23 protein-coding genes are annotated in these 22,468 nt (G+C 63.2%); 14 read left to right on the top strand and 9 right to left on the bottom strand.

Annotated elements, in window-relative coordinates; all coding sequences use genetic code 11:
* The first annotated feature begins 88 nt into the window (after window positions 1–88).
* The 3 genes from hemF (at window position 89) to EFD56_RS17175 (ending at window position 1,665) form a co-directional block, all read left to right on the top strand.
* Complete coding sequence (gene hemF / locus EFD56_RS17185; RefSeq protein ID WP_037140553.1) at window positions 89–1,000, top strand: oxygen-dependent coproporphyrinogen oxidase; 912 nt, start codon at window positions 89–91, stop codon at window positions 998–1,000.
* Window positions 1,001–1,103: 103 nt separating this feature from the next.
* The gene (locus EFD56_RS17180) at window positions 1,104–1,367 is read left to right on the top strand and encodes a hypothetical protein (RefSeq protein WP_004680097.1); all 264 of its coding nucleotides are present in this window, start codon (window positions 1,104–1,106) and stop codon (window positions 1,365–1,367) included.
* 112 nt (window positions 1,368–1,479) lie between these two features.
* On the top strand, window positions 1,480–1,665 hold the full coding sequence (locus EFD56_RS17175; protein ID WP_126905881.1) for a DUF1059 domain-containing protein: 186 nt from the start codon (window positions 1,480–1,482) through the stop codon (window positions 1,663–1,665).
* A gap of 72 nt (window positions 1,666–1,737) precedes the next feature.
* On the opposite strand, the gene EFD56_RS17170 is transcribed toward EFD56_RS17175, so the two are convergent.
* The 3 genes from EFD56_RS17170 to EFD56_RS17160 are packed head-to-tail and all read right to left on the bottom strand — an operon-like array spanning window position 1,738 to window position 4,282.
* The gene (locus EFD56_RS17170; protein ID WP_126905880.1) at window positions 1,738–3,015 is read right to left on the bottom strand and encodes a CCA tRNA nucleotidyltransferase; all 1,278 of its coding nucleotides are present in this window, start codon (window positions 3,013–3,015) and stop codon (window positions 1,738–1,740) included.
* Window positions 3,012–3,662, bottom strand: coding sequence for a CoA pyrophosphatase (locus EFD56_RS17165; RefSeq protein WP_085742972.1), 651 nt, complete (start codon window positions 3,660–3,662; stop codon window positions 3,012–3,014). Before EFD56_RS17165 ends, EFD56_RS17170 begins: the two co-directional genes overlap by 4 nt.
* Window positions 3,659–4,282, bottom strand: a complete 624-nt coding sequence (locus tag EFD56_RS17160) for a DUF1285 domain-containing protein (protein WP_085742973.1) — start codon at window positions 4,280–4,282, stop codon at window positions 3,659–3,661. Before EFD56_RS17160 ends, EFD56_RS17165 begins: the two co-directional genes overlap by 4 nt.
* Before the next feature lie 158 nt (window positions 4,283–4,440).
* Between EFD56_RS17160 and EFD56_RS17155 the strand changes: the two genes are divergently transcribed.
* From EFD56_RS17155 to EFD56_RS17135, 5 genes are read left to right on the top strand one after another with little or no spacing between them, the layout of a single operon-like run.
* Window positions 4,441–5,451, top strand: coding sequence for an AAA family ATPase (locus tag EFD56_RS17155; RefSeq protein ID WP_004680086.1), 1,011 nt, complete (start codon window positions 4,441–4,443; stop codon window positions 5,449–5,451).
* 13 nt (window positions 5,452–5,464) lie between these two features.
* Window positions 5,465–6,385, top strand: coding sequence for a DUF58 domain-containing protein (locus tag EFD56_RS17150; RefSeq protein WP_085742974.1), 921 nt, complete (start codon window positions 5,465–5,467; stop codon window positions 6,383–6,385).
* Window positions 6,382–9,198 (top strand): DUF4159 domain-containing protein, encoded by a 2,817-nt coding sequence (locus EFD56_RS17145; protein WP_085742975.1) that lies wholly within the window; start codon window positions 6,382–6,384, stop codon window positions 9,196–9,198. Before EFD56_RS17150 ends, EFD56_RS17145 begins: the two co-directional genes overlap by 4 nt.
* A gap of 1 nt (window position 9,199) precedes the next feature.
* Window positions 9,200–11,272, top strand: a complete 2,073-nt coding sequence (locus tag EFD56_RS17140; protein WP_010005902.1) for a hypothetical protein — start codon at window positions 9,200–9,202, stop codon at window positions 11,270–11,272.
* 4 nt (window positions 11,273–11,276) lie between these two features.
* Window positions 11,277–11,693, top strand: coding sequence for a GNAT family N-acetyltransferase (locus EFD56_RS17135; protein ID WP_004671546.1), 417 nt, complete (start codon window positions 11,277–11,279; stop codon window positions 11,691–11,693).
* Here EFD56_RS17135 and EFD56_RS17130 read toward each other — a convergent pair.
* The gene (locus EFD56_RS17130) at window positions 11,688–12,257 is read right to left on the bottom strand and encodes a GNAT family N-acetyltransferase (RefSeq protein ID WP_080515677.1); all 570 of its coding nucleotides are present in this window, start codon (window positions 12,255–12,257) and stop codon (window positions 11,688–11,690) included. The two genes, EFD56_RS17135 and EFD56_RS17130, sit on opposite strands and share 6 nt — an antisense overlap.
* Before the next feature lie 263 nt (window positions 12,258–12,520).
* On the opposite strand from EFD56_RS17130, the gene EFD56_RS17125 reads away from it, so the two are divergent.
* Window positions 12,521–13,507, top strand: coding sequence for a glutathione S-transferase family protein (locus tag EFD56_RS17125; protein ID WP_085743678.1), 987 nt, complete (start codon window positions 12,521–12,523; stop codon window positions 13,505–13,507).
* Between the two features lie 6 nt (window positions 13,508–13,513).
* On the opposite strand, the gene EFD56_RS17120 is transcribed toward EFD56_RS17125, so the two are convergent.
* A complete protein-coding gene (locus tag EFD56_RS17120; RefSeq protein ID WP_010005628.1) occupies window positions 13,514–13,993 on the bottom strand; it encodes an NUDIX domain-containing protein in 480 nt (159 codons plus the stop codon).
* Between the two features lie 70 nt (window positions 13,994–14,063).
* On the opposite strand from EFD56_RS17120, the gene EFD56_RS17115 reads away from it, so the two are divergent.
* The 4 genes from EFD56_RS17115 to EFD56_RS17100 all read left to right on the top strand — a co-directional run bounded on the left by EFD56_RS17115 (window position 14,064) and on the right by EFD56_RS17100 (window position 17,230).
* Window positions 14,064–14,972 (top strand): metallophosphoesterase family protein, encoded by a 909-nt coding sequence (locus EFD56_RS17115; RefSeq protein WP_037113980.1) that lies wholly within the window; start codon window positions 14,064–14,066, stop codon window positions 14,970–14,972.
* 157 nt (window positions 14,973–15,129) lie between these two features.
* The gene (locus EFD56_RS17110) at window positions 15,130–15,690 is read left to right on the top strand and encodes a tetratricopeptide repeat protein (RefSeq protein ID WP_085742976.1); all 561 of its coding nucleotides are present in this window, start codon (window positions 15,130–15,132) and stop codon (window positions 15,688–15,690) included.
* A 186-nt stretch (window positions 15,691–15,876) separates the two neighbouring features.
* Window positions 15,877–16,386, top strand: a complete 510-nt coding sequence (locus EFD56_RS17105) for an RNA polymerase sigma factor (protein WP_004671559.1) — start codon at window positions 15,877–15,879, stop codon at window positions 16,384–16,386.
* Between the two features lies 1 nt (window position 16,387).
* Complete coding sequence (locus tag EFD56_RS17100; RefSeq protein WP_037140570.1) at window positions 16,388–17,230, top strand: anti-sigma factor family protein; 843 nt, start codon at window positions 16,388–16,390, stop codon at window positions 17,228–17,230.
* 185 nt (window positions 17,231–17,415) lie between these two features.
* On the opposite strand, the gene leuA is transcribed toward EFD56_RS17100, so the two are convergent.
* The 4 genes from leuA to EFD56_RS17085 all read right to left on the bottom strand — a co-directional run bounded on the left by leuA (window position 17,416) and on the right by EFD56_RS17085 (window position 21,459).
* Entirely contained in the window at window positions 17,416–19,140 is a 1,725-nt protein-coding gene (gene leuA / locus EFD56_RS17095) for a 2-isopropylmalate synthase (RefSeq protein ID WP_004671563.1), read from the bottom strand.
* Window positions 19,141–19,297: 157 nt separating this feature from the next.
* Window positions 19,298–19,423, bottom strand: a complete 126-nt coding sequence (locus tag EFD56_RS33465; RefSeq protein ID WP_010020128.1) for a hypothetical protein — start codon at window positions 19,421–19,423, stop codon at window positions 19,298–19,300.
* Between the two features lie 61 nt (window positions 19,424–19,484).
* Window positions 19,485–20,684 (bottom strand): benzoate/H(+) symporter BenE family transporter, encoded by a 1,200-nt coding sequence (locus EFD56_RS17090; protein WP_085742977.1) that lies wholly within the window; start codon window positions 20,682–20,684, stop codon window positions 19,485–19,487.
* Between the two features lie 190 nt (window positions 20,685–20,874).
* Window positions 20,875–21,459, bottom strand: coding sequence for an ATP-dependent Clp protease proteolytic subunit (locus tag EFD56_RS17085; protein WP_004671567.1), 585 nt, complete (start codon window positions 21,457–21,459; stop codon window positions 20,875–20,877).
* A gap of 228 nt (window positions 21,460–21,687) precedes the next feature.
* Between EFD56_RS17085 and EFD56_RS17080 the strand changes: the two genes are divergently transcribed.
* Window positions 21,688–22,467, top strand: a complete 780-nt coding sequence (locus EFD56_RS17080; protein WP_085742978.1) for a DUF2076 domain-containing protein — start codon at window positions 21,688–21,690, stop codon at window positions 22,465–22,467.
* Window position 22,468: the final 1 nt, after the last annotated feature.

The raw sequence follows: 22,468 nt of genomic DNA, 5'->3' as shown, positions 1-22,468 counted from the left end.
GAGATGCGGCGCCACCTGCTAAACCGGAGGTGCAATCAAGAATGAGCGAGTCGTTTCCCTTGCGGATACCGACCGCTGGAGGCGTGACATGGAAAGACCGGAACTGCCGATCGGCTTGCCTGACGATATCGAGGAGAAGAAGGAGGCCGCCCGCACGTGGTTCGAAGGGCTGCGCGATACGATCTGCGCCTCCTTCGAGGCTCTTGAAGACGGGTTGGAAGGCCCGCTCTCCGATCAGGAGCCCGGCCGCTTCGTCGCCAAGGATTGGTCGCGCGAAAACGGGGCCGGCGGCGGCGGCCGGATGTCGATGATGGAAGGCCGTGTCTTCGAGAAGGTCGGCGTCCATACTTCCACGGTATACGGCGAATTCTCCCCGGAATTCCGGGCGCAGATACCCGGCGCCAAGGACGATCCGCGGTTCTGGGCCTCAGGCATCTCGCTGATCGCCCATCCCGTCAATCCCAACGTCCCGGCGGTGCATATGAACACCCGCATGGTGGTGACGACCAGCCGCTGGTTCGGCGGCGGCGCCGACTTGACGCCAGTGCTGTCGCGCCGCCGCACGCAGGAGGACGAGGACAGCCAACTCTTCCACAAGGCCATGGAGATTGCCTGCCGCAATCATGCCGTCGCCGACTACGATGCCTACAAGGCCTGGTGCGACGACTATTTTTTCCTGAAGCACCGCAACGAGCCTCGCGGCATCGGCGGCATCTTCTACGACTGGTTGCATTCGAGCGAGGACTCGGGCGGCTGGAACGCCGATTTCGCCTTCACCCGCGATGTCGGCCGGGCCTTCGCCATGGTTTACCCGAAGATCGTCCGTTCCAACTTCAACAAGCTGTGGACGGAAGCCGATCGTGACGAACAATTGATCCGTCGCGGCCGATACGTCGAATTCAATCTGCTGTATGATCGCGGCACGATCTTCGGCCTGAAGACCGGCGGCAACGTCGAGTCCATTCTCTCCTCGCTGCCACCCGTCGTACGCTGGCCGTGAGACTATGAGATCTCATCGATAAATTCGAACCGAGGGACCTTCATAAAAGCTCAGTGAGTCCTAACTTTATATGTACGTGCGTAACAATCGGAGGAGGATTGTCATGACGACACAAAGCGGCTCGCCTGCGTCCACGGATGTCCAGGAAACATTCCGTGCCATCGACACGCCCGAGTTCCTGATACGCATCGCCGAGAAACTGCGGGCCAAGAGCGGCTCGGATCTGCCGCTGTGCTGCTTCATCGAGCAGGTCAAGCTACAGCTGGCCGGCGGAAAGTCGCCGGAAGAGCTGCAGAACGACGCAGCCAACAGCAACACGCCCGGCCATCTCTCGGATACCTACAAAGCCTGGGCGATGCCCGACTGAAAGACCTTCTCCGGTCGTCACTCGATGCCGGCCGGAACCTTCCCGTCCTCCGTACATTTCATCAATCGCGTGCAAACGCGACGGCCGTTGTGTTCAGACAGAGGAGAAGACCATGCGACTTTTCGAATGCGGCACGCTTGTTCCCGGCTGCGCCTGGCACACCCGGGCGGATAGTGACGCAGAAGTGGTCCGCCGCGCCGTCGAGCATCTGAAATCCGCTCACGGCGAAACCACCATACGCGAAAACATGGTTGATAACATCAAGGCCCGCATCCGCGACGAAGCGACCGCCGCCTGACGGCCGGTGGCCGAGTCCTGGCGCCCCAATGACGATAACAGCGCCGCGTCACCGGACGCGACGCAGTATCAACTATCGTACTCGTTCCTGCAGCCGCGCGAGCAGCACTGCCCGATCGGAAGCGAAGTTTTCCTCCACCCATTGATTTTCCAGGCTGCCAAGCAGTTCGCCGACACGCGGGCCGGATGGGATGCCCGCCGCGATCACGTCTGCACCATTCACGGGAAACTGCGGCTTCTTCCACGTCATGGCCCGATCCAGGAGCTTTCCGAGCCGCGCCGAGCGCGCCATCTCGCTAAGATCGCCCTCGGCCCTCCCGCGTGCGACGCCAAGCGCCAGCTTCAGGCGCGTCGTGATGCCGTCCGCGCCGTTGCGGTAAAGCAGCCGCTCGAAGGCGGCCGACGTAATCTCGTCGTCGATCGGTGCCGCCATCGCCCAGGCCTTGAGAGTGGCCGCTTCCGCATTCGAGAGCTTCAGCCGGGCCGCAAGCGCCTCCAGCCGCGCCGCATCGGGCGGCACGATCGCTGCAAGGCGCAGCAATGGGTCGGGCGCCCAGCCGAGCGCCTTTTCCGTGGCAACCAGCGCGGGGATCGCGTCGATCCCCCATCGTTCGGTCTCCGGCAGGATTTCCGTCAGCACCGCCACCTGCCGCATCCAGAGCAGCGCCCGGCCGGGATCGGCGGCACCAAGCAGTTTTCTGAGCTCCGACCACACACGTTCGGCCGACAGCGTCTTCAGTTTCGAACGCGCCGCCGCACAGGCCTTCAGCCCTTCGGCATCCGGACGCCCGGAACCGTAATAGGCAAAGAAACGGAAGAAGCGCAGAATGCGCAGATGGTCCTCGGCAATACGCGTTGCCGCATCGCCGATGAAACGGATGTTGCGCGCCTCGATGTCGGCAAGCCCGCCGACGAGATCCACCACCTCGCCTCTCGCATCGGCATAGAGCGCGTTGATCGTCAGGTCCCGCCGTTCGGCATCGGCCTTCCAGTCAGTGCTGAAGGCCACTTTGGCATGACGCCCATCGGTCTCGACGTCGGTGCGAAGCGTCGTCACCTCGAAAGGCTTGCCGTCGATGACGAGCGTCACCGTGCCGTGCTGCAGGCCGGTCGGCACCGCCTTGATTCCGGCCGCCGCCGCTCGTTCGATCACGATCTCGGGCGTCAGCGTCGTGGCGATATCGATATCGCTGACCGGCAAGCCCATCAGGCTGTTGCGCACTGCGCCGCCGACCACCCGCCCTTCCCCGCCGTCGGACCCACCACCGGCCCCACCACCGGCATTGAGAAGCGCAAGGATCCGGCCGAGCGCCGGATCGCGGAACCATGCTTGGTCGGCAAGGCCTGTCATGCATAAAGCCTTTCATAGAGCGTGCGGACGATGCCGGCGGTGATGCCCCAGATCATCCTGGTTTCATAGGGCACACGGTAGAAATGCCGGTCGAGGCCATCGATGACGCGCCTGTCGCGCCGGTGATTGGCAGGGTTCATCAGGAAAGAGAGCGGCACTTCGAACACGTCGTCCACCTCGGCCGGGTTCGGCCGCAAGGCAAAACCACGCTTGACGACGCCGAGCACGGGCGTGATGCGGAAACCGGTCGAGGCGAGATAATTCGGCAGCCTGCCGACCGTCTCGACGAAGGAGCCGGCAAGCCCGATCTCCTCCTCCGTCTCGCGGATTGCCGCCATTTCGGGCGAGATATCGGCCGGATCGATGGATCCGCCGGGAAAGGCGATCTGGCCGGAATGCTTGCGCAGCGTCGTCGTGCGCTTGGTGAAGATCACCCGCGCTTCCTCGCCGTCGTCGATGACGGGCACGAGCACCGCGGCATCGCGCAGCTTGAAAGTCGCCACTTCAGCCACGATGTCGGGATTGAGGACATGGTCGCCGTGATCACGCCAGGCATGATCCACAGGCCCGCCATTCTGATTGAGCGCACGGCGGCGGAATTCAGCTGCGGAGAACAGCGGATGTCGTTGGGTGATCGCATCATTCATCGGGAAAGCATATCCAGTTCGTCGGCCGGCATGACAGGAAAGACCTCGCCGGCGGAGCGGATAGCAAACATCGCCTGCCCCTCCACGTCGACGGTCTCTCCGAGTGCCACCAGTTCATACATCACTGCACGCGACACCAGCGCCTCCAGCCGCCCGCGCACATGCAGATAGGGTTTCAGTTCGGCATTGCCGCCCGCAATGGCAAAGCGCAGCCGATGTTCTCCTCCCGCTTCCACGACATCGCCGACATTGGTGCGGAACGTCAGCACTTGGCGGCCCTCCCGCTCCGTCACGCTCATCTCCACGGCGATGAAAGGAGCGTCGGCGACCCTGATGCCGACCTTTTCCACAGGAGTTACGAGATAGGTCTTCTCATCCTCATCCTTGCGCAAAACCGTCGAAAACAGCCGCACCAGCGCCGGCCGGCCAATCGGCGTGCCCATGTAGAACCACGTGCCGTCGGCCCTGATCTCCATGTCGATATCGCCGCAGAACGGCGGATTCCACCGCTCGACCGGCGGAAGTCCACGTTTTTTACCGCTGTTTTCCTCGGACGCGCGTGAAATCAGCGCGGCAAGTCCCGCTGCATCCGCCTGTCCGCTGATTTCCTCGGCTGCCATTCTTCCGTCCCGGTTTGTCCTTAACGAAGTGAAGTCACGAGATAGTCATTCGTAACGAACTTGTCAGCCCGTCGCATCTCCATAACTCTATCGAGTATGAGGCAGATGTATAAGTCCGCCGATTCGCTGCCGAATGATTTCAGCCGTTGGAGATGCCCATGGGTATGATGAAGACCGAAGCCAGCCTCGATGAAAAGGCGATCGTCGCCGCCGCCGAGAAGGCGCTCTCCGATATCGCCGCCATTCGCACAGAAGTCTCGAAGGTGATCTTCGGTCAGGAAAGCGTCGTCGAGAACACCATTCTCGCCGTGCTCTCCGGCGGTCACGCCCTGCTCGTCGGCGTCCCCGGCCTTGCCAAGACCAGGCTGGTGACGACGCTCGGCGAAGTGCTCGGCCTTGCCGCCAACCGCATTCAGTTCACCCCCGACCTGATGCCTTCGGATATTCTCGGCTCAGAAGTGATGGACCAGGACGACAGCGGCCGCCGCTCCTTCCGTTTCGTCAAGGGCCCGGTCTTCGCCCAGCTTCTGATGGCCGACGAAATCAACCGCGCCTCGCCGCGCACCCAGTCGGCGCTCCTGCAAGCGATGCAGGAATATCATATCACGATTGCCGGCCAGCGCTATGACCTGCCGGCGCCCTTCCATGTGCTCGCCACCCAGAACCCGCTGGAGCAGGAAGGCACCTATCCGCTGCCCGAAGCCCAGCTCGACCGTTTCCTGCTGCAGGTCGACGTCAACTATCCCGAGCTCGCCGCCGAACGCCAGATCCTGCTCGAGACGACGGGCCTCGGCGAAACCCGGCCGGCGGCGATCATCGATGCGCAGCGGCTGATCGAAATCCAGACCCTGGTGCGCCAGATGCCGGTGAGCGAGACGGTCGTCGACGCCATCCTTTCGCTAGTCCGCTCCGCCCGCCCCGGACAGGGCAACGCGTCGACCGACAAGAATGTCGCCTGGGGTCCAGGCCCTCGCGCCGGCCAAGCGATGATGCTCTGCGCTCGTGCCCGCGCGCTCTACGAGGGCCGCCTCGCTCCGTCTCTCGACGATATCTTCGCGCTTGCCGAACCCATTCTCCAGCACCGCATGGCGCTGACTTTCGCCGCCCGCGCCGAAGGCATGTCGGTGCGCGACGTCATCGCCGGACTGGTGAAGCAGGCAAAGGGATAAGGAAGCCGGACGCGTGGCATCTATCGGACAGATCGTCAACCCGACGTCAGGCAGCGATGCCCTTTCCCGCGCCAGACAGCGGGCCGCCCTGATGCCGGACTGCCTGGTGGAGGCCAAGCGCATCGCCAACACGGTGATCGCCGGCTGGCACGGCCGCCGCAAGCGCGGTATCGGCGAGAATTTCTGGCAGTTCCGTCCCTATGCCGAGGGTGAGAGCCTGTCGCGCATCGATTGGCGCCGTTCTGCCCGCGACGACCATACGTATGTGCGCGAGCGCGAATGGGAGGCAGCGCATACGATCTGGCTCTGGTGCGACCTGTCGCCTTCGATGATGTACAAGTCGAGTTATGGCAGCGCCTCCAAGGAAAGCCGGGCGCTGGTCGTCATGCTGGCGCTGGCCGAAATCCTTTCTCGCTCCGGCGAACGCATCGGCTGCCCCGGCATCATGGAACCCGCCTCCACTCGCACGGCAGCAGAACGCCTCGCCTCCGCGCTGATGCACGCGCCGGTGGCCGGCGGCCTGCCGGAAACGGGGATGATCCGCGGCTGGAGCGACCTCGTCCTCATCGGCGATTTCCTCGACGACGCGCCGGCGATCATGGAACGGCTCGGCCCGCTTGCCCGCCGCGGCCTACGCGGCCACGTGGTCGAGATATCCGACCCCGCCGAGGAAATCTTCCCCTATAGCGGCCGCACCCAATTCACCGATCCTGAGACCGGAGCGAGGCTGATCTCCGGCCGCACCGAACATATCCGCGAGGCCTATCGCAACGCCTACCTCGCCCGCAGGGAGAGCCTCGGCCAGTCGCTGCGCCATCTCGGCTGGACCTTCACGAGCCATCGCACCGATCACCTCGCCTCCGAAGCGCTGGTCGCGGTGCACATGTATCTGTCCGGCATGCCGGCCAAGGCTACGCATGGGGGGCAGCTGTGAACGCTCTTCCCTTCGCTTTCGCCTATCCCGCCATTCTCGGCGCCCTCATCGCCCTGCCCGTGATCTGGTGGCTGCTCAGGCTGACGCCGCCACATCCGAAGAGCGAGATCTTTCCACCGCTGAAGATTCTCGCATCGGTGCTGAAGCGCGAAGAGACGCCGGCCCAGAGCCCCTGGTGGCTGACGCTGCTGCGCATGCTGCTCGCCGCCACCATCATCTTCGCAATCGCCGATCCGGTCTTCAATCCGCGCACCAGTTCGCTCGCATCGGGCGGCCCGCTCGTCCTCTTCGTCGACAATAGCTGGGCCGCGGCACCCGACTGGGAGCGGCGCGTCCAGACGGCCGACGCGCTGATCGACGATGCCGAATCCGCCGGCATGCCGGTGTCGATCGCCTTCACTGCTGATCCGGCCAACGACGCCGTGCCCGGCATCGCCGCGGCCGCCCGCGACAAGCTGCGCGCCGCCGAGCCGCGGCCGCTGGCGCCGGACCGCAAGCGCGCCTTCCAGGCGCTGCGCTCCGCCTTGAACGGCATCAAGCCCGGAACCCTCGCCTTTCTGACCGACGGCGCCGCCGCCGAAGCCGACGACGCAACGGTCCGTCAGCTGGCTGATTTCCAGCCCGCTGATCTGCGCCTGATCGAGGGCGATGCCGCGCGGACGATTGCGATCACCGCGGCCAACAACGCCGCTGATGCCATGACCGTCAAAGTCACGCGACTCAACGCTGCGCATGCCGCATCCGTAGCGCTGAACGCCGTCGACAGCCAGGGCCGCTCGATCGCCAACGGTCGGGTGGACTTCCGTCCCGGCCAAAGCGTCGCGACGAGTTCGATCACTGCCCCCTTCGAGATGCGCAACGATTTCGCGCGCATCAGCGTCGACAACGGCGCGACAGCAGGCGCGGTCCATCTTCTCGACGACGCATTCAAGCGCCGCCGCGTGGTGTTGCTGTCGGGAGCAGGCGGGGACGAGTTCCAGCCGCTGCTGTCGCCGCTCTATTATATTCAGCGGGCGCTGCAGCCCTATGCGGATCTAATCCAGCCCGGCGATTCCGATCTTTCGGTTGCCATACCGAAACTTCTCGCCAGCAATCCCTCGATCATTATCATGGCCGATATCGGCCGGCTCCCGGAGGACACCTACGAACCCCTGACGCGCTGGATATCGAATGGCGGCATGCTCTTGCGCTTCGCCGGCCCGCGCATGGCGGCAGCACCTGCCGACGACCCTCTCATCCCCGTCATTCTGCGCCAGGGAGAACGAGCGCTGGGCGGCACATTGTCCTGGAGCGAACCGCAGTCGCTGGCCGAATTTCCGAATTTCGGGCCTTTCTCGGGCATAGCGCGTCCTTCCGACGTCGTCGTCAAGCGGCAGGTGCTTGCCGAACCGACACCCGATCTTGCCGAGCGCACCTGGGCGAGCCTTGCCGACGGCACGCCGCTCGTGACGATGAAGCCGCTGGCATCCGGCCAGATCGTTCTGTTTCACGTCACCGCCGAAGCGACTTGGTCGGATCTGCCGATTTCGGGCACTTTTGTCGACATGCTGCGTCATCTTCTGCAAATATCGCGCTCGGGCGGTGTGACGTCGGAGGCCCGCGGCAATGCGCGTGTGGCCGAGACGCTGCCGCCATTCCGCATGCTGACGGCCAAGGGCGCTCTCATCTCCGAGACGGGTTCGGCGCGGCCGCTCACTCCAAAGGCCGGAACGGAGCCGACGGCGAATTTCGACAATCCGCCCGGGCTTTATGGTTCGGAAGATGGTTTCACCTCTCTGAACGTGCTGCCGGAGGGCGCCGAACTGAAGCCGCTCGACACGGCAGGGGCGACGGCTGTGCGCGAAGGCTTGATCGGCGGCGAAAGCTGGTCGGCAAAACCCGCGCTCTTTCTTGCCGCCTTTCTGCTGCTGCTGGCCGACAGCCTGATCGTCCTCTTCATGAACGGCGCCTTCTCGCGCATGCGCCCGGCTGCCCGCACCATGAGCGTGATCGCGATAGCGCTCGCCGCCGCCTTCCTGCTGCCGCCCGGTACGCTGCACGCCAACGATTCTCAGCCCGGCGACGACCTGATCCTGCAGCGGCTTGACAACACCCACCTCGCCTATGTCGTCACCGGCGAACAGGAGGTGGACAATATATCCGAACGCGGTCTCGAGGGCCTCACCCAGTTCCTGACCTTCCGCACGACGCTGGAGCCGGCGCCGCCCGTCGGCCTTGACCTAACCACGGACGAACTCGCCTTCTATCCGATCATCTACTGGCCGGTTTCGGCAACGGCCCCGATGCCGTCGACGGCGGCGATCAGCCGCATCGACGCCTATATGCGCAACGGCGGCACAGTGCTTTTCGATACGCGCGATCAGATCAGCGCCTTGGACAATGGCGGCAATGTCAGCGCCAACGGTCAGAGGCTGCAGGAGATCCTTGCCAATCTCGACATTCCGCCGCTCGAGCCGGTACCATCAGATCACGTGCTGACGAAATCCTTCTACCTCCTGCAGAGCTTTCCGGGCCGTTATGCCGGCAGCCCCCTCTGGATCGAGGCCCGGCAGGGCGGCGGCCGCGAAACAACCGAAAAATCGGCGGCGACTGCCGACGGGGTTTCGCCGATCCTGATCACCGGCAATGATTTCGCCGGCGCCTGGGCGGTCGACGACAACGGCGTGCCGATGCTGCCGACCGTGCCCTCCGACGAAGGGCAGCGCGAATATGCCTATCGTTCCGGCGTCAATATCATGATGTATATGCTGACCGGCAACTACAAGACCGACCAGGTTCATGTTCCCGACCTCCTTGAACGGTTAGGACAATGAGATGACCTTCGACTTTTCGCCTTTTCTGCCCTGGCCGGTTCTGGCGGCACTTGCCGCCATCGGCGCGGTCATCGCCGCCTTCGCGATTTGGCGTGGCATCCGCGGCGCCTGGATCAGGACGCTGGCGGCACTCGCCCTGCTGACGGCGCTCGCCAATCCCGTGCTGCTGCAGGAGGATCGGGATCCGCTGTCGACGATCGTCCCCGTTCTCGTCGACCGGAGCCAGAGCCAGCAGACGCCCGACCGGGCCAAGATGACCGACGATGCGCTGGCGGCCCTGAAGTCCCAGCTCGCCCGCTTTCCGCAGATAGAGCCTCGCTTCATCGATGTCGAAGGCGACGTCAATTCCGACGTGCCGTCGACGCGCCTGTTCGACGCCCTGTCGGCCAACATTGCCGATGTTCCGCCGTCCCGCATCGGCGGCGCCATCATGCTGACCGACGGCGAAGTCCACGATGTTCCGGCCGCCAATCAGGCCCTCGGTTTCGACGCGCCGATCCACGGCCTCATCACCGGCAAGGCCAACGAATTCGATCGCCGCATCGAAGTCATCAAGGGGCCGCGCTTCGGCATCGTCAATGAGGAGCAGCAGGTCGTCCTGCGCGTCTTCGACGACGGCCCGAGCCCCGGCGGCACCGCCGACGTCACGGTGAAGATCAACGGTGATGAAATCGCCACCCTGCAAGCGACACCCGGCCAGGATACGCCTTTCTCCTTCAAGGTGCCGGGGGGCGGCAGCAACGTGCTCGAATTCTCGGTCGCGGCACTTCCCGGCGAAGTCACCACTGCCAATAACCGCGCCGTCCACGTCATCGACGGCATCCGCCAGAATCTGCGCGTCCTGCTTGTCTCCGGCGAGCCGCATGCCGGCGAACGCGCCTGGCGAAACCTGTTGAAATCCGACGCCTCGGTCGATCTCGTCCATTTCACCATTCTGCGTCCGCCGGAAAAGCAGGATGGCACGCCGATCAACGAGCTGTCGCTGATCGCTTTCCCGACACGCGAACTCTTCATCGACAAGATCAAGGATTTCGACCTGATCATCTTCGACCGTTATCAGGACCGGGCGAATGTGCTGCCGATGCTCTATTACGACAACATCGCCCAATATGTGGAGAACGGCGGAGCCCTGCTGATCGCCGCCGGTCCGGAACATGCAAGCCCGGAATCGATCGCGATGACGCCGCTTGCCTCCGTGCTGCCGGCCGAGCCGACAGGCCGGATGATCGAGAAGGCCTTCTACCCTCGCCTGTCCGAGGAAGGCCGCAAGCATCCCGTCACGCGCGGTCTGGACGGCTCGAGCGAGGATCCGCCGCATTGGGGGCGCTGGTTCCGCAGCGTCGACGTCGAGCGGCCGCAGGGCGAGACGATCATGCTGGGCGCCGACAACCATCCGCTATTGGTGCTGAACCGCGCCGGCCAGGGCCGCGTCGCCATGCTGCTCTCCGATCAGGGCTGGCTCTGGGCTCGCGGTTTCGAAGGCGGCGGTCCGAATGTCTCGCTCTATCGCCGCATCGCCCATTGGCTGATGAAGGAGCCGGCGCTCGAGGAAGAAGCGCTGACGGCGCGCGCTTCCGGCCGGACCCTTGAAATCACCCGCCAGACGATCGGCGACAATCCGGGGAATGCCACCGTACGCTATCCCTCCGGCAAGACCGAAACCTTGCCGCTGACCCAATCCGAACCCGGCCTCTACAAGGCGGAGAAGCGGATGGACGAGATCGGCCTCTTCGAAATCCGCAACGGCAAATTGTCGACCCTTGTCCATATCGGCGCCGTCGACGCGCCGGAATTCAAGGCCATGATCTCGACGACAAATGTGCTGAAACCTGTCATCGACAGGAGCAAAGGTCTCGTGACTCGCGTCGCCAGTGAAAAGGGCGCGATCACCGTGCCGCCGATATTGCCCGTGCGCGCCCAGGTCCGCGTCTCCGACAATGACCGCATGATGATCCGCATGACCAGCGAAACAGTCTTGAAGGGCATCAACACGCTGCCGCTCTTTGCCGGTTTTGCTGGCGTCGGCATTTTGCTGCTCGCCTTCGGGACCATGTGGTGGCGCGAGGGGCGGTAGTCGCATGCGGGGATTCGAGCTCACCGGCGCGCCCTCGCCGGAGGAACTTGCGGCGATCACCGATGCGCTCTCGGCCTTCAACACCGGCGATGTCGGTCCCGCGGATCGTCGGCCGCTTGCCATCCTCATCCGCGATACCGACGGCAAGGTGACCGGCGGCCTGTCCGGCTTTACCGCCTGGGGCTGGCTCTTCACCCAGATGCTCTATATCCCCGAGACGCTGCGCGGCGCCGGTCTCGCCGGCAAGCTCCTCGCAGAAGCGGAGGAAGAGGCGAGAGCCCGGGGGTGCGGCGGCGCCTGGATCGACACGTTCAGCCCGCAGGCTCTCAGCGCCTATCTGCGCCAAGGTTATGAAGTCTTCGGGGAACTCGAGGATTTTCCGCAAGGCCGCACACGCAGCTTTCTCAGGAAAAGATTATAAATCTCCGTGCCAGGCGATGACGCCCTTCAGCCGCTCATGCACACCCTCGGCGATCGGAACGACGAGCACACGGGCGGGATCGACGGGGCCCGGGAAGGTCAGCGCGTTATAGGCGACCTTCTCGAAACCGAGCGGGCCGTAATAGGGCGGATCGCCGACAAGGATGACGGCTTCCGAACCCTTGCGCCGCGCCGCTTCCACCGCGATCCGCACCAGTTCCCGGCCGATGCCCATATTCTTGTGCGAGGGACGCACGGCAAGCGGGCCGAGAAGATGACCTTTCACTGTGCCGGCCAGAACCGGCGTCATCCGCACCGAGGCGATCGTTTCGCCGTCGTCGGCGCAGATGAAGGAGAGCGACAGGTCATGCGGTCCCTGCTCGCGAATGCGTGCGGCCGCACGCGTGAAGCGGCCCGGACCGAAGGCTTCTTCGTTGATATGTTCGATGGCGGCGTCGTGGGACGCGTCTTCGGTGAGATAGACGAGATCGTGCTTGTACATGATGACAGAAACCGGATGGACAGATTGATGGGTCTCGAACACGCCTTCGGCGTTCGGGAGCATCAGCGTCGTCGCGGGTTTCTGGAAATGAACATCACGCAGGGATCCTAAAATCGTGGAAACGCCGATAGCAGGAAAAATTTCCGCCGTCCAACGCAAAATGCACACCATGGCGCCGCGCCTCTTTCCAAACGCTCAAAGGAGCCTGCAGCGCTCTTAATGATGCTGTCCGAACGACGTGACACAGTGTTCAACCTTTACCGCCTGCAAAGCCCCGCTATCTCAGCTAACTTCCGCTCCGACACGCAATCGAGGAAATGAAGATCATGGGAATGCTGGTGGACGGCGTCTGGCACGAAGCCTGGTACGACACGAAGGAGAGCAATGGCCAATTCAAACGGCAGCCCTCGCAGTTCCGCAATTGGGTGACGGCAGACGGCAAGGCCGGTCCCACCGGCAGCGGCGGCTTCAAGGCCGAGCCCGGCCGTTACCATCTCTACGTCTCGCTTGCCTGTCCCTGGGCGCACCGCACGCTGATCTTCCGCAAGCTGAAGAAGCTGGAGGAGCTGATTTCGGTTTCCGTTGTCGATCCGCTGATGGTCGAGAACGGCTGGGAGTTCAAGATCGGCGACGGCGCGACCGGCGATCATCTCTTCGGCGCGGCGACACTCTGGCAGATCTATGTCAAGGCGAATCCACACTATTCCGGCCGCGTGACGGTGCCCGTCCTCTGGGACAAGAAGTCAGGCACAATCGTCAACAACGAATCCGCCGAGATCATCCGCATGTTCAACAGCGCCTTCGACGGGTTGACCGGGTCAAAGGCCGATTTCTATCCCGAAGATCTGCGCGCCGACATCGATGCGCTGAACGCTATCGTCTACGACACCGTCAACAATGGCGTCTACAAAGCGGGCTTTGCCACCGCCCAGGAAGCCTACGCGGAGAATGTCACCAAGCTGTTCGAAACACTCGACAGGCTCGACGAGCGCCTCGGCAAGAGCCGCTACCTCTTCGGCGACCGGCAGACCGAGGCCGACTGGCGCCTGTTCACGACGCTGGTGCGTTTCGACCCCGTCTATGTCGGCCATTTCAAGTGCAACATTCGCCGGATCGCCGACTACCGGAACCTGCCTGGCTACCTCAGAGATCTCTACCAGACGGCAGGCGTCGCCGAGACGGTAAACCTCGATCACATCAAGCAGCACTATTACCGCAGCCACAAGACGATCAACCCGACCGGCATCGTTCCCGTCGGCCCGACGCTCGACCTCGACAGCCCGCATGGTCGTGCAAAGCCTTACGCGGCCTGAGCCCTGTCACCAACGATGGTCGGGCTGCTGCTCGCCGCGAAGTTCGGCAAGGCGGCGATATGTCGCCTCGGTCGTACCCTCGGGCAGGCTGTCGAGGGAAAAGAAGCCGCTGTCGGAAATCTCCCAATCCGGCGGCCGCGGTGCCGTCTGCTCGACGGTGACCCGGTAGAACACGACATGGTCGCGCCGCGTGGTTGTCGTGTTGAAATAGACCTGGATCAGCTGCGGCTTGCCGATGATCCTGAGGTTGCCCTCCTCGCGCAACTCCTTGGCTAGCGCTTCCTCGACAGTCTCGTTGCGTTCCAGCCCGCCGCCCGGCATATGCCAGCCGCCGACATAGCTGTGGCGGACTAGAAAAATCCGCCCCTGTGCATCGAAGCAGGCGGCTCTGACACCCATTGTCATGCCCCGGGCGAAAGAGAAATAGACATGCAGAAGGCGCAGGGCCGTCCTGATATGAAGGGGCCGCTTTTCTTTATCCACCATCGCTCCGTTTCAGCTCTTCATCGCGCCGGATGTGTTTGATTTGTCAATAAGCTGGTCTATGTCTCGTAGCATGTTCAAGCTCGCGCATATTTCCGACGTCCATCTTGGGCCGTTGCCCCGTCTTTCCATCCAGGAGCTGTTTTCCAAACGCATAACGGGCTTTGTGAACTGGCATCGAAATCGGCGCAAGCACCTTTTCGGCAGCACGCTCGATCTGCTGCTCGATGACATCCGCGCCCATCAGGCCGATCATCTGGCCGTCACCGGCGACCTTGTCAATCTGGCGAGCGGCATCGAAATCCGCGCCGCCGCCGCCTGGCTGCGCGAGCTCGGCGATCCCGCCCACACCTCGGTCGTTCCCGGCAATCACGACGCCTATGTGCCGGGCGCCTATGAGAAATCAATGCGGGCCTGGTACGACTATGTCCGTGGCGATCTCGCCCCACCGCAATGGCAGGAGGACCGGCACATCTTCCCCTATCTGCGCGTCCGCGGCAAAGTCGCGATCGTCGGCTGCTCGACGGCTGTCGCCACCCCTCCCTTCGCCGCCTCCGGCTTCTTCGGCGCGCGCCAGGCGCGCGATACCGTCAACATGCTGCGCGCGGCCGGCGAAGCCGGCCTCTTCCGTGTCGTCATGATCCATCATCCGCCGATCCGCGGGGCCACGACCTTCTACAAGCGGATGATCGGCATCCGCCGCTTCGCCGCCGTGATTTCGACGGGCGGCGCCGAACTTGTATTGCATGGCCACACACACCTGAACACGCTGCACTGGCTGCGCGGCCAGGTGCAGCCGGTGCCCGTCGTCGGCATCGCATCGGCCTCGCAGGGACCGGGCAGCATCAAGCCGGCCGCAGCCTACAATCTCTTCTCCATCGATGGCTCTCCCGGTGCCTGGGAGCTGAGCGGCGAGCGCTTCAGCCTGAACCGGGCCGGCGACGCGGTGATTCCGGAAAGCGTTGATATTTTCGGGGCTTAGCGACGGATCGGACTCCGTTCACTGCGCGCTTGAATCGATCTGCGAACACGTCCGATCATCGTCGCAACATTTGCCATAGAGGTTTCTTATCCTCTTGGTATTTTCGGCGGTAAGCGTACAATCCGCGCAACGCATCGCCTCAGAATGGAGCCCGCCCATGACCTTCTCCTTCCATCTTCTTGGCAGAATTTCGCTTGCTACAGGCCTTGCCTTCGGCATCGCCACGGCCGCTTTCGCGGTCGGCGGCGGCAACGACGACACCAACCCGCCGCCGAAGACCGAGACGACCAAGACCTGCACCGGCGGCAAGGTCTGGGACAAGGCCAAAAAGGAATGCGTCACCCCGAAGAAGAGCAGCTTCAACGACGACGACCTCTACAATTTTGCCCGCGAATTTGCCTATGCCGGCCAGTATGAGAACGCCATCACCGTGCTCAACCTCGCCCGCAATCAAAACGACCCGCGCATCCTGAACTATCTCGGCTACTCCAACCGGAAAGCCGGCCGCATGGAACTCGGCATGTCCTATTACCGCAAGGCGCTGCAGGCCGATGAGAACTACATCCTCGCCCGCTCCTACATGGGCATGGCGCTGGTGGAACAGGGAGACATCCAGGGCGCCCGCGTCCAGCTCGTCGAAATCCGCGATCGCGGCGGCGAAGGCACCTGGGCCTATCGCGCTCTGCTGCAAAGCTTGAACGGCTACAGGACATATTGACGCAAGCTTTGCAGGCTAGATTACGAAAATTCCCTGGGAAAGGGGACTGGAAACGACCGGATGCTTGCGAAGTGGAGGAGAGTTGTTCCATAAAGCGCATGCATGACCGGCGACAAGAAGGCCGGATTCGCGTCCGATCGCTTAAGCGTCGTCCGCGAAACTACTGTGAGTGCTCCTGGATAGACAATGCGTCAGCCCGCAACGACCATCGACCTCCGCCGTGATCTCGTCGGCCTTCTGCCGCGCCTTCGCCGCTTCGCGATCACGCTCGCGGGCGAGGCGACTGCGGCCGACGAACTGATCCAGGCCGTTTGTCAGCGGGCTATCTCCAAGGGGCATCAGTGGAGCGGCGAAGGCCGGCTGGAAAGCTGGATGTACACGCTAGCCCGCCAGCAATGGGCCGACGACAGCCGCAAGCGCAAGCCGAGGGCGTCGGCCCGCGGCAATGTCACTGATATTCGCGAGGCCGCGCGCGAGCGCTCAGCCTCGATTGATCCCGACGCCATCCATCGCATGATCGCCGACATGCCGGACGGCGTTTCCTCGATCTTCCTGCTGGTCGACGTCGAAGGCCACAGCTACCAGCAGGCGGCCGACATCATGGGCATTCCGGCGGCGACCGTCGCCTCTCAGCTCGCCACTGCAAGGCTGCATTTCGCAGCCCTTGCCGGCACCCACCCGATCCACAGGTACTGAATTGCTCGATCTCAGGAAATTGTCGCTCGAAGCCCAGCTCACCGCCCTCCTCGATGGCGAAGTCTCGCCCGAACAGCGCCACGAGCTGGAGCAGCGCCTGGCAAATGACGAGAATGCGCGCCGGCTGCATGAAAAATTGCGCCACGGCGCCGATTTCGGCCGCCGCCGCCTCGACGACGTGCTGAAGGAGCCGGTGCCGCTCGCCCTCGTCCGCTCGATCAAGAGCACGCAGCCGCCGAAAACGCCGATCTCTCAGCGCGCCACGCGCCCGCAGGTAAAGCTGGCACCGAGCGGCCCACAAGCACTCGCTGCCGCCCTCATCCTCTTCGTCCTAGGCTGCGGCATCGGCTACTTTGCCGGCACCGCCCCGGACGCAGACGAATTCGCAACCACGACCTCAGCCTCTGCGCCGGCCAATACCAGCGACTGGCTGGGCGACGTCACCGCTTATCAGCGCCTGCTGATCCGCCAGCCCCGTCATCTCGTCGAAGTGCCCGCCTCGCAGGCAGAGGAAATCTCCAGCTGGCTGACGACGGCCATCGGCGTGCCCTTCCGCGTGCCGGATCTCAGCGCCAAGGCCTGGACCTTCCAGGGCGCCCGCGTCATCCTCGGCGACAGCCGTCCCGTCGGTCAGCTCGTCTATTCCAACACCGACGGCGACATCATCTCCATCTGCTTCCGCAAGGATGCGCAGCCACCGGAAACCGACGACTTCAAGGAAACGATCAAAGATGAGATCGGCCTGGTGACCTGGCACAATGCCGGCACTTCCTACGTGCTCGCCGGCCCCTCCTCCGAGGCAGCCCTCGGCCAGCTGGCGATGGAGATCGCCACGGCGATCTGACGGCGGCTATCGCATGTGTCGAATGATTACCGCCAGCGGAGCTGCGAACCTATGGCGAAATCGACCATTAGCATCAGAGCGCGCCTTTCATTGCGTTTCGGTAGCGCTCAGCGAAGACTCAAGGAAGCCAATCTCCTCATCAGGCCGCGCCGCACCGAAGCGATCGCGGCCTGAAGCCTATCGGATCAGGCCTTGCCGGCCTTCACGTCGAGTACCCGGTTGGCCGCCGAGACGATCGCCTCCAGCGAGGCCGCGACGATATTGGTATTGATGCCGGCGCCGAACAGCTTGCCGCCGGGATAGGACGTCTCGACGTAAGAGATCGCCGCCGCGTTCGAGCCGTGCTGCAGCGAGTGCTCGGAGTAGTCCTCGACCGACATTTCGATGCCGAGATAATGCGACAATGCATTGATGAAGCCGTCGATCGGACCATTACCGCGGCCTTCGATCCGCTTGATCTCGCCATTGTCCGATATCTCGGCCGCGACGATCCGCTGACCCCTGCGCTCAGTATCGGGATAGGTGTGATGGTCGACGAATTTGAGACGCGCTTCGGGTTGGGTCACGTATCGCTCGATGAAGCGATCGTAGATGCGCTTCGAGGGAAGCTCCTTGCCCTCGACGTCGGTGATGCGCTGAATGTCCTCGCGGAATTCGACCTGCAGGTTGCGCGGCAGGTTGAGCCCATAATCCTGCTGCAGGATATAGGCGATGCCACCCTTGCCGGACTGCGAGTTGATGCGGATGATCGCCTCGTAGGAGCGGCCGACATCGCGCGGATCGATCGGCAGATAAGGCACTTCCCAGACGGGATGGTTGGCCACCTGCGCTGCCTTCATGCCCTTGTTGATCGCATCCTGGTGCGACCCGGAGAAGGCCGTATAGACCAGCTCACCGACGTAAGGGTGACGCTCGCTGATCGCCATCTGGTTCGAATATTCGAAAACCTCCTTGATGCGCTCGATGTTCGAGCAGTCGATGCCGGGATCGACGCCCTGCGTGAACATGTTCAACGCCATCGTCACCACATCGACATTACCGGTGCGCTCGCCATTGCCGAACAGCGTACCTTCGACGCGGTCGGCGCCCGCCAGCAAGGCCAGCTCGGCGGCGGCGATGCCGGTGCCGCGGTCGTTGTGCGGATGCAGCGAAACGATCAGGTTCTCGCGGTTGTCGAGATTGCGGCACATCCATTCGATCTGGTCGGCATAGACGTTCGGCGTCGCCATCTCGACGGTCGACGGCAGGTTGATGATCAGCTTGTTGTCGGGCGTCGGCTTCACGACCGCGATGACCGCATTGCAGATCTCCAGTGCCACCTCGAGCTCAGTGCCGGTGAAGCTTTCTGGAGAATATTCGAACCGGTAGCCGCCGCCGGCCTTGGCGGCCATGTCGGTAATCATCTTGGCGGCATCGACGGCGATCTGCTTGATGCCCTGGACATCCTTGGCGAAGACGACGCGACGCTGCAACTCGCTGGTCGAGTTATAGAAATGAACGATCGGCCGGTTTGCCCCTTCCAGCGCTTCGAAGGTGCGGGTGATGAGTTCAGGCCGGCACTGCACCAGCACCTGCAGCGAGACGTCTGCCGGAACATTGCCCTCCTCGACGCACCAGCGAGCGAAATCGAAATCGGTCTGCGAGGCCGACGGGAAACCGATCTCGATTTCCTTGAAACCCATCTCCAGCAGCAGATGGAACATGCGCGCCTTGCGGTCATGGCCCATCGGATCGACGAGCGCCTGGTTGCCGTCGCGCAGGTCCACCGAGCACCAGACAGGCGCCTTGGTGATTGTCTTGGTCGGCCAGGTGCGGTCGGGAATGCTTACTTGCGGATAGGGCCGGTACTTCGCCGCGGCATCGGGCATGCCCTTGGCACCTGCGGAGGATCGGCTGGTGGTGTTGTCCATTGTCTTGTCTCCTCGTCCCGGCATTTGTTCCGCCTCTTAGCCGATCACGTCGGGCTTGGCGATAAACAAATGCGGACCTTCATCGGTCATTAGGTCAATTTTGAAAATGAGTCGCGAGGAGCGATTGCCAGGCGGGCTTTCGGCCGCCGGGCGCTCCTCAAAGGACCCGGCAACCGCGCGTAAGGCCGAGGAGAAGAAGCGAGGTCAGGGCGCGCGAGACGTCACGCAGGGCGATGCGGCCGCGTGCAATCGTGTCGGAAATCTTGGCGCCAGAGGTCTTCATGGCCGCGCTTATAACCTTGGCCAGCGAAACTGGCAAGCCCTCGCGGCTCGCCAGGTTTCCTCTACCTCTGCTGAGCTCGATCTTTTGACATCTTCACCAGTCGCGACAGGGCGAGCATCAGCCCGCCCGCGATCAATCCCCAGAAGGCGCCTGAGATGCCGCCGAAGGAGACGCCGGATGCCGTGACGAGAAAGGTGATCGCCGCCGCCTCGCGCGATTCGGGCGCCTGAAAGGCCGACATTGCCGAGGACGAGAACGCACCGACCAGCGCCAGCCCCGCCACCGCCTCGATCAGAACGGGAGGCGCCAAGGCGACGAAGGCCGTCACCGCACCGGCGAGCAACCCGAGGACGATGTAACCAACGCCGGCGATCAGCGACGCCCAATAACGTCGCTTCGGATCGGCATGGGCATCCTGCCCGGCGCACATGGCTGCGGTGATCGCCGCCAGATTGACGGCATGACCGCCGAACGGCGCCGACAGCAGCGAGAAGAAGCCAGTGACGGCAAAGAGCGGACCGGGCCTCGGATCGTAGTGATTGACCTTCAGAACCGCGATGCCGGGAATATTCTGCGAGGCCATCGTAACGATGAAGAGCGGCAGCGCGATCGAGATGAAAGCGGCGAGGCTGAACACCGGCCGGACGAATTCCGCCGTCGGCACCAATGACTGCTGCAGCGAACCGAGTGCACCGTCTGGAATATCGACACCGAACGCCAGCACCAACACGAAGGCTGCGAGTGCCGCCGGCACCGCCCAGAGCCGCTTGAAGGCGCCGACGACGATCCAGGCGAGAACGATCGGCAGGCCGAACAGCGGATTGAAGCCGATTGCCTTCACCGGTGCAAAGCAAAGGCCGATCAGCACGCCGGACAGCATCGCATTGGCCAGCGGCGCAGGAATGGCGGCGACGGCGCGGCCAAGCGGCTTGAACAGGCCGGCGATGACGATCAGCACGGCGCAGACCAGGAATGCCCCGACCGCGGCATTGAAACCGCCCTCGACCGGCCCGGTACTTGCCAGCAAGGCCGCACCCGGCGTCGACCAGGCAATGCTGATCGGCAACCGCGTCGCGGCGCTGAGCACGATCGCGCAGACACCCATGGAGATCGACAGTGCCATCAGCCCCGAGGCCGCCTGAACCTCTGTCGCGCCGACGGCCCGCAATCCATGCAGCACGACGGCGAAGGAGCTGGCCGAACCGACGAAAGCGGTGAGCAGGCCCATGAACAGGGCCTGGACGGAAAAATCTTTGAGCATGGCGGACTCGCGAGCTGCGGGAATGGCGCATGGAGCATGATGGTTGCGCCACGCGCAAGCCCGGATTCGGCCCTTTCCGTCCAGCCCCTATCTCTTCAAGGGCCGCCAGTCCTGCCTTGCCCGAAAAACAAACCGCCCTCGCCTGCGATCACAGGCAAGGGCGGCTCTTAACAGATCCGGTTCGGAAAGCTCAGATGTCGGCCTGCGACGTGACGATCCGCGAGACGAGGCCATAATCCTTCGCTTCTTCGGCAGAAAGCCAGTAGTCGCGGTCCGTGTCCTTGGCGATCTTGTCGAGCGGCTGGCCGGTGGCCGCCGCCATGATCTTGTTCAGGCGCTCGTTCATCTTGATGATCTCGCGTGCCTGGATCTCGATGTCGGATGCCATGCCACGCGTGCCGCCCGACGGTTGGTGCAGCAGGAAGCGCGTGTTCGGCAGGCAGAGGCGCTGCTCTTTCGGAGCGGCGACATAGATCAGCGCGCCGGCCGAGGCAACCCAGCCCGTGCCGATCATCCACACCTTCGGCTTGATGAACTTGACCATGTCATGGATGGAATCGCCGGACTCGACATGGCCGCCGGGCGAATTGACATAGATGCGGATGTCGTCGTCGCTGGCTGCAGCAAGCGCCACGAGCTGCGAGCAGACCTTCTGCGCCAGTTCCTGATTGATCGGTCCATAGATGAAGATCGAACGCGACTTGAAAAGATTCGCCTCCGTTTCCTTGCCGAGCGGCAGTTCCTTCGTCTTGTCGTCCTGTTCTTCGTCGTTCATTCGAACCTCTCGGAGATGAATTCGGGTTCCTCGCACATAGTGCGACTCAATGCCTAAAACAATGCGGGAAAAACACAAGGCACCGAAGCGGTGGAGATATCCTTAAGAAGCCGCGCGCCGTTCCGCAAGCCTTACTGAAATGTAACGGTGAAAGGCTTTGAAAAGCCTGAATCGCTTCCTACCTCACCCTCACGCGGCAATGCCGTCCGAAATAACAGGAGACAAGACATGTCACCCGAAGAACGCCAATTGCTGACCGCCCTGTTCGACCGCGTACGCACCGCCGCGGCCACGCCGCGCGACAGCGAGGCCGAGGCCCTGATCGACCAGGCAACGCGGCAACAGCCCTCCGCCACCTATTATCTGGCTCAAGCCGTGATCGTTCAGGAAAAAGGGCTGGAGGCGGCCGCCAATCATATCAAGGAACTCGAGGAACACGTCCGCCAGCTGGAAGCCGGCAGCAGTGAACACCGTCAGGCCGAACAGGGCGGCGGCTTCCTGAGCTCGATCTTCGGCAACACCCAGACGCAGCAGCCCGCTCCGGTTCCCTCCAGCCCTGCCAATCCCGGTCCCTGGGGCCAGCCCTCCCGCACCTATGACGAACCCCGCGGCTACGACAGCAGCGCTCGCCAGATGCCGCAACAGCCGACCGGCCCCTGGAGCCAGCAGGCCTATGCACCATCGGCAGGCGGCAGCTTCCTGCGCGGCGCGCTCGGTACGGCAGCGGGCGTTGCCGGCGGCATGCTGCTTGCCAATTCGCTGAGCGGCATCTTCGGCAACCACATGTCCTCGCTCGGATGGGGCTCGCCCTTCGGCGCCAATCCCTTCGGCAACGCCAGCGCGCCCACCGAGGAAACGGTCATCAACAATTATTTCGGCAATGACGACACCCGCCAGGCGTCCGACAATGCCGCCGACGATAGCAATGATGACAATCTGCAGCAGGCCGATTACGATGATGGCGACGATTACAGCGATGACTCGTCCGGCGACGTTACGGATGTGTGAG

The organism is Rhizobium phaseoli (genome assembly GCF_003985125.1).
In the GTDB taxonomy this organism is placed as follows: domain Bacteria; phylum Pseudomonadota; class Alphaproteobacteria; order Rhizobiales; family Rhizobiaceae; genus Rhizobium; species Rhizobium phaseoli.
This window is presented reverse-complemented; position numbering and strand designations above follow the sequence as displayed.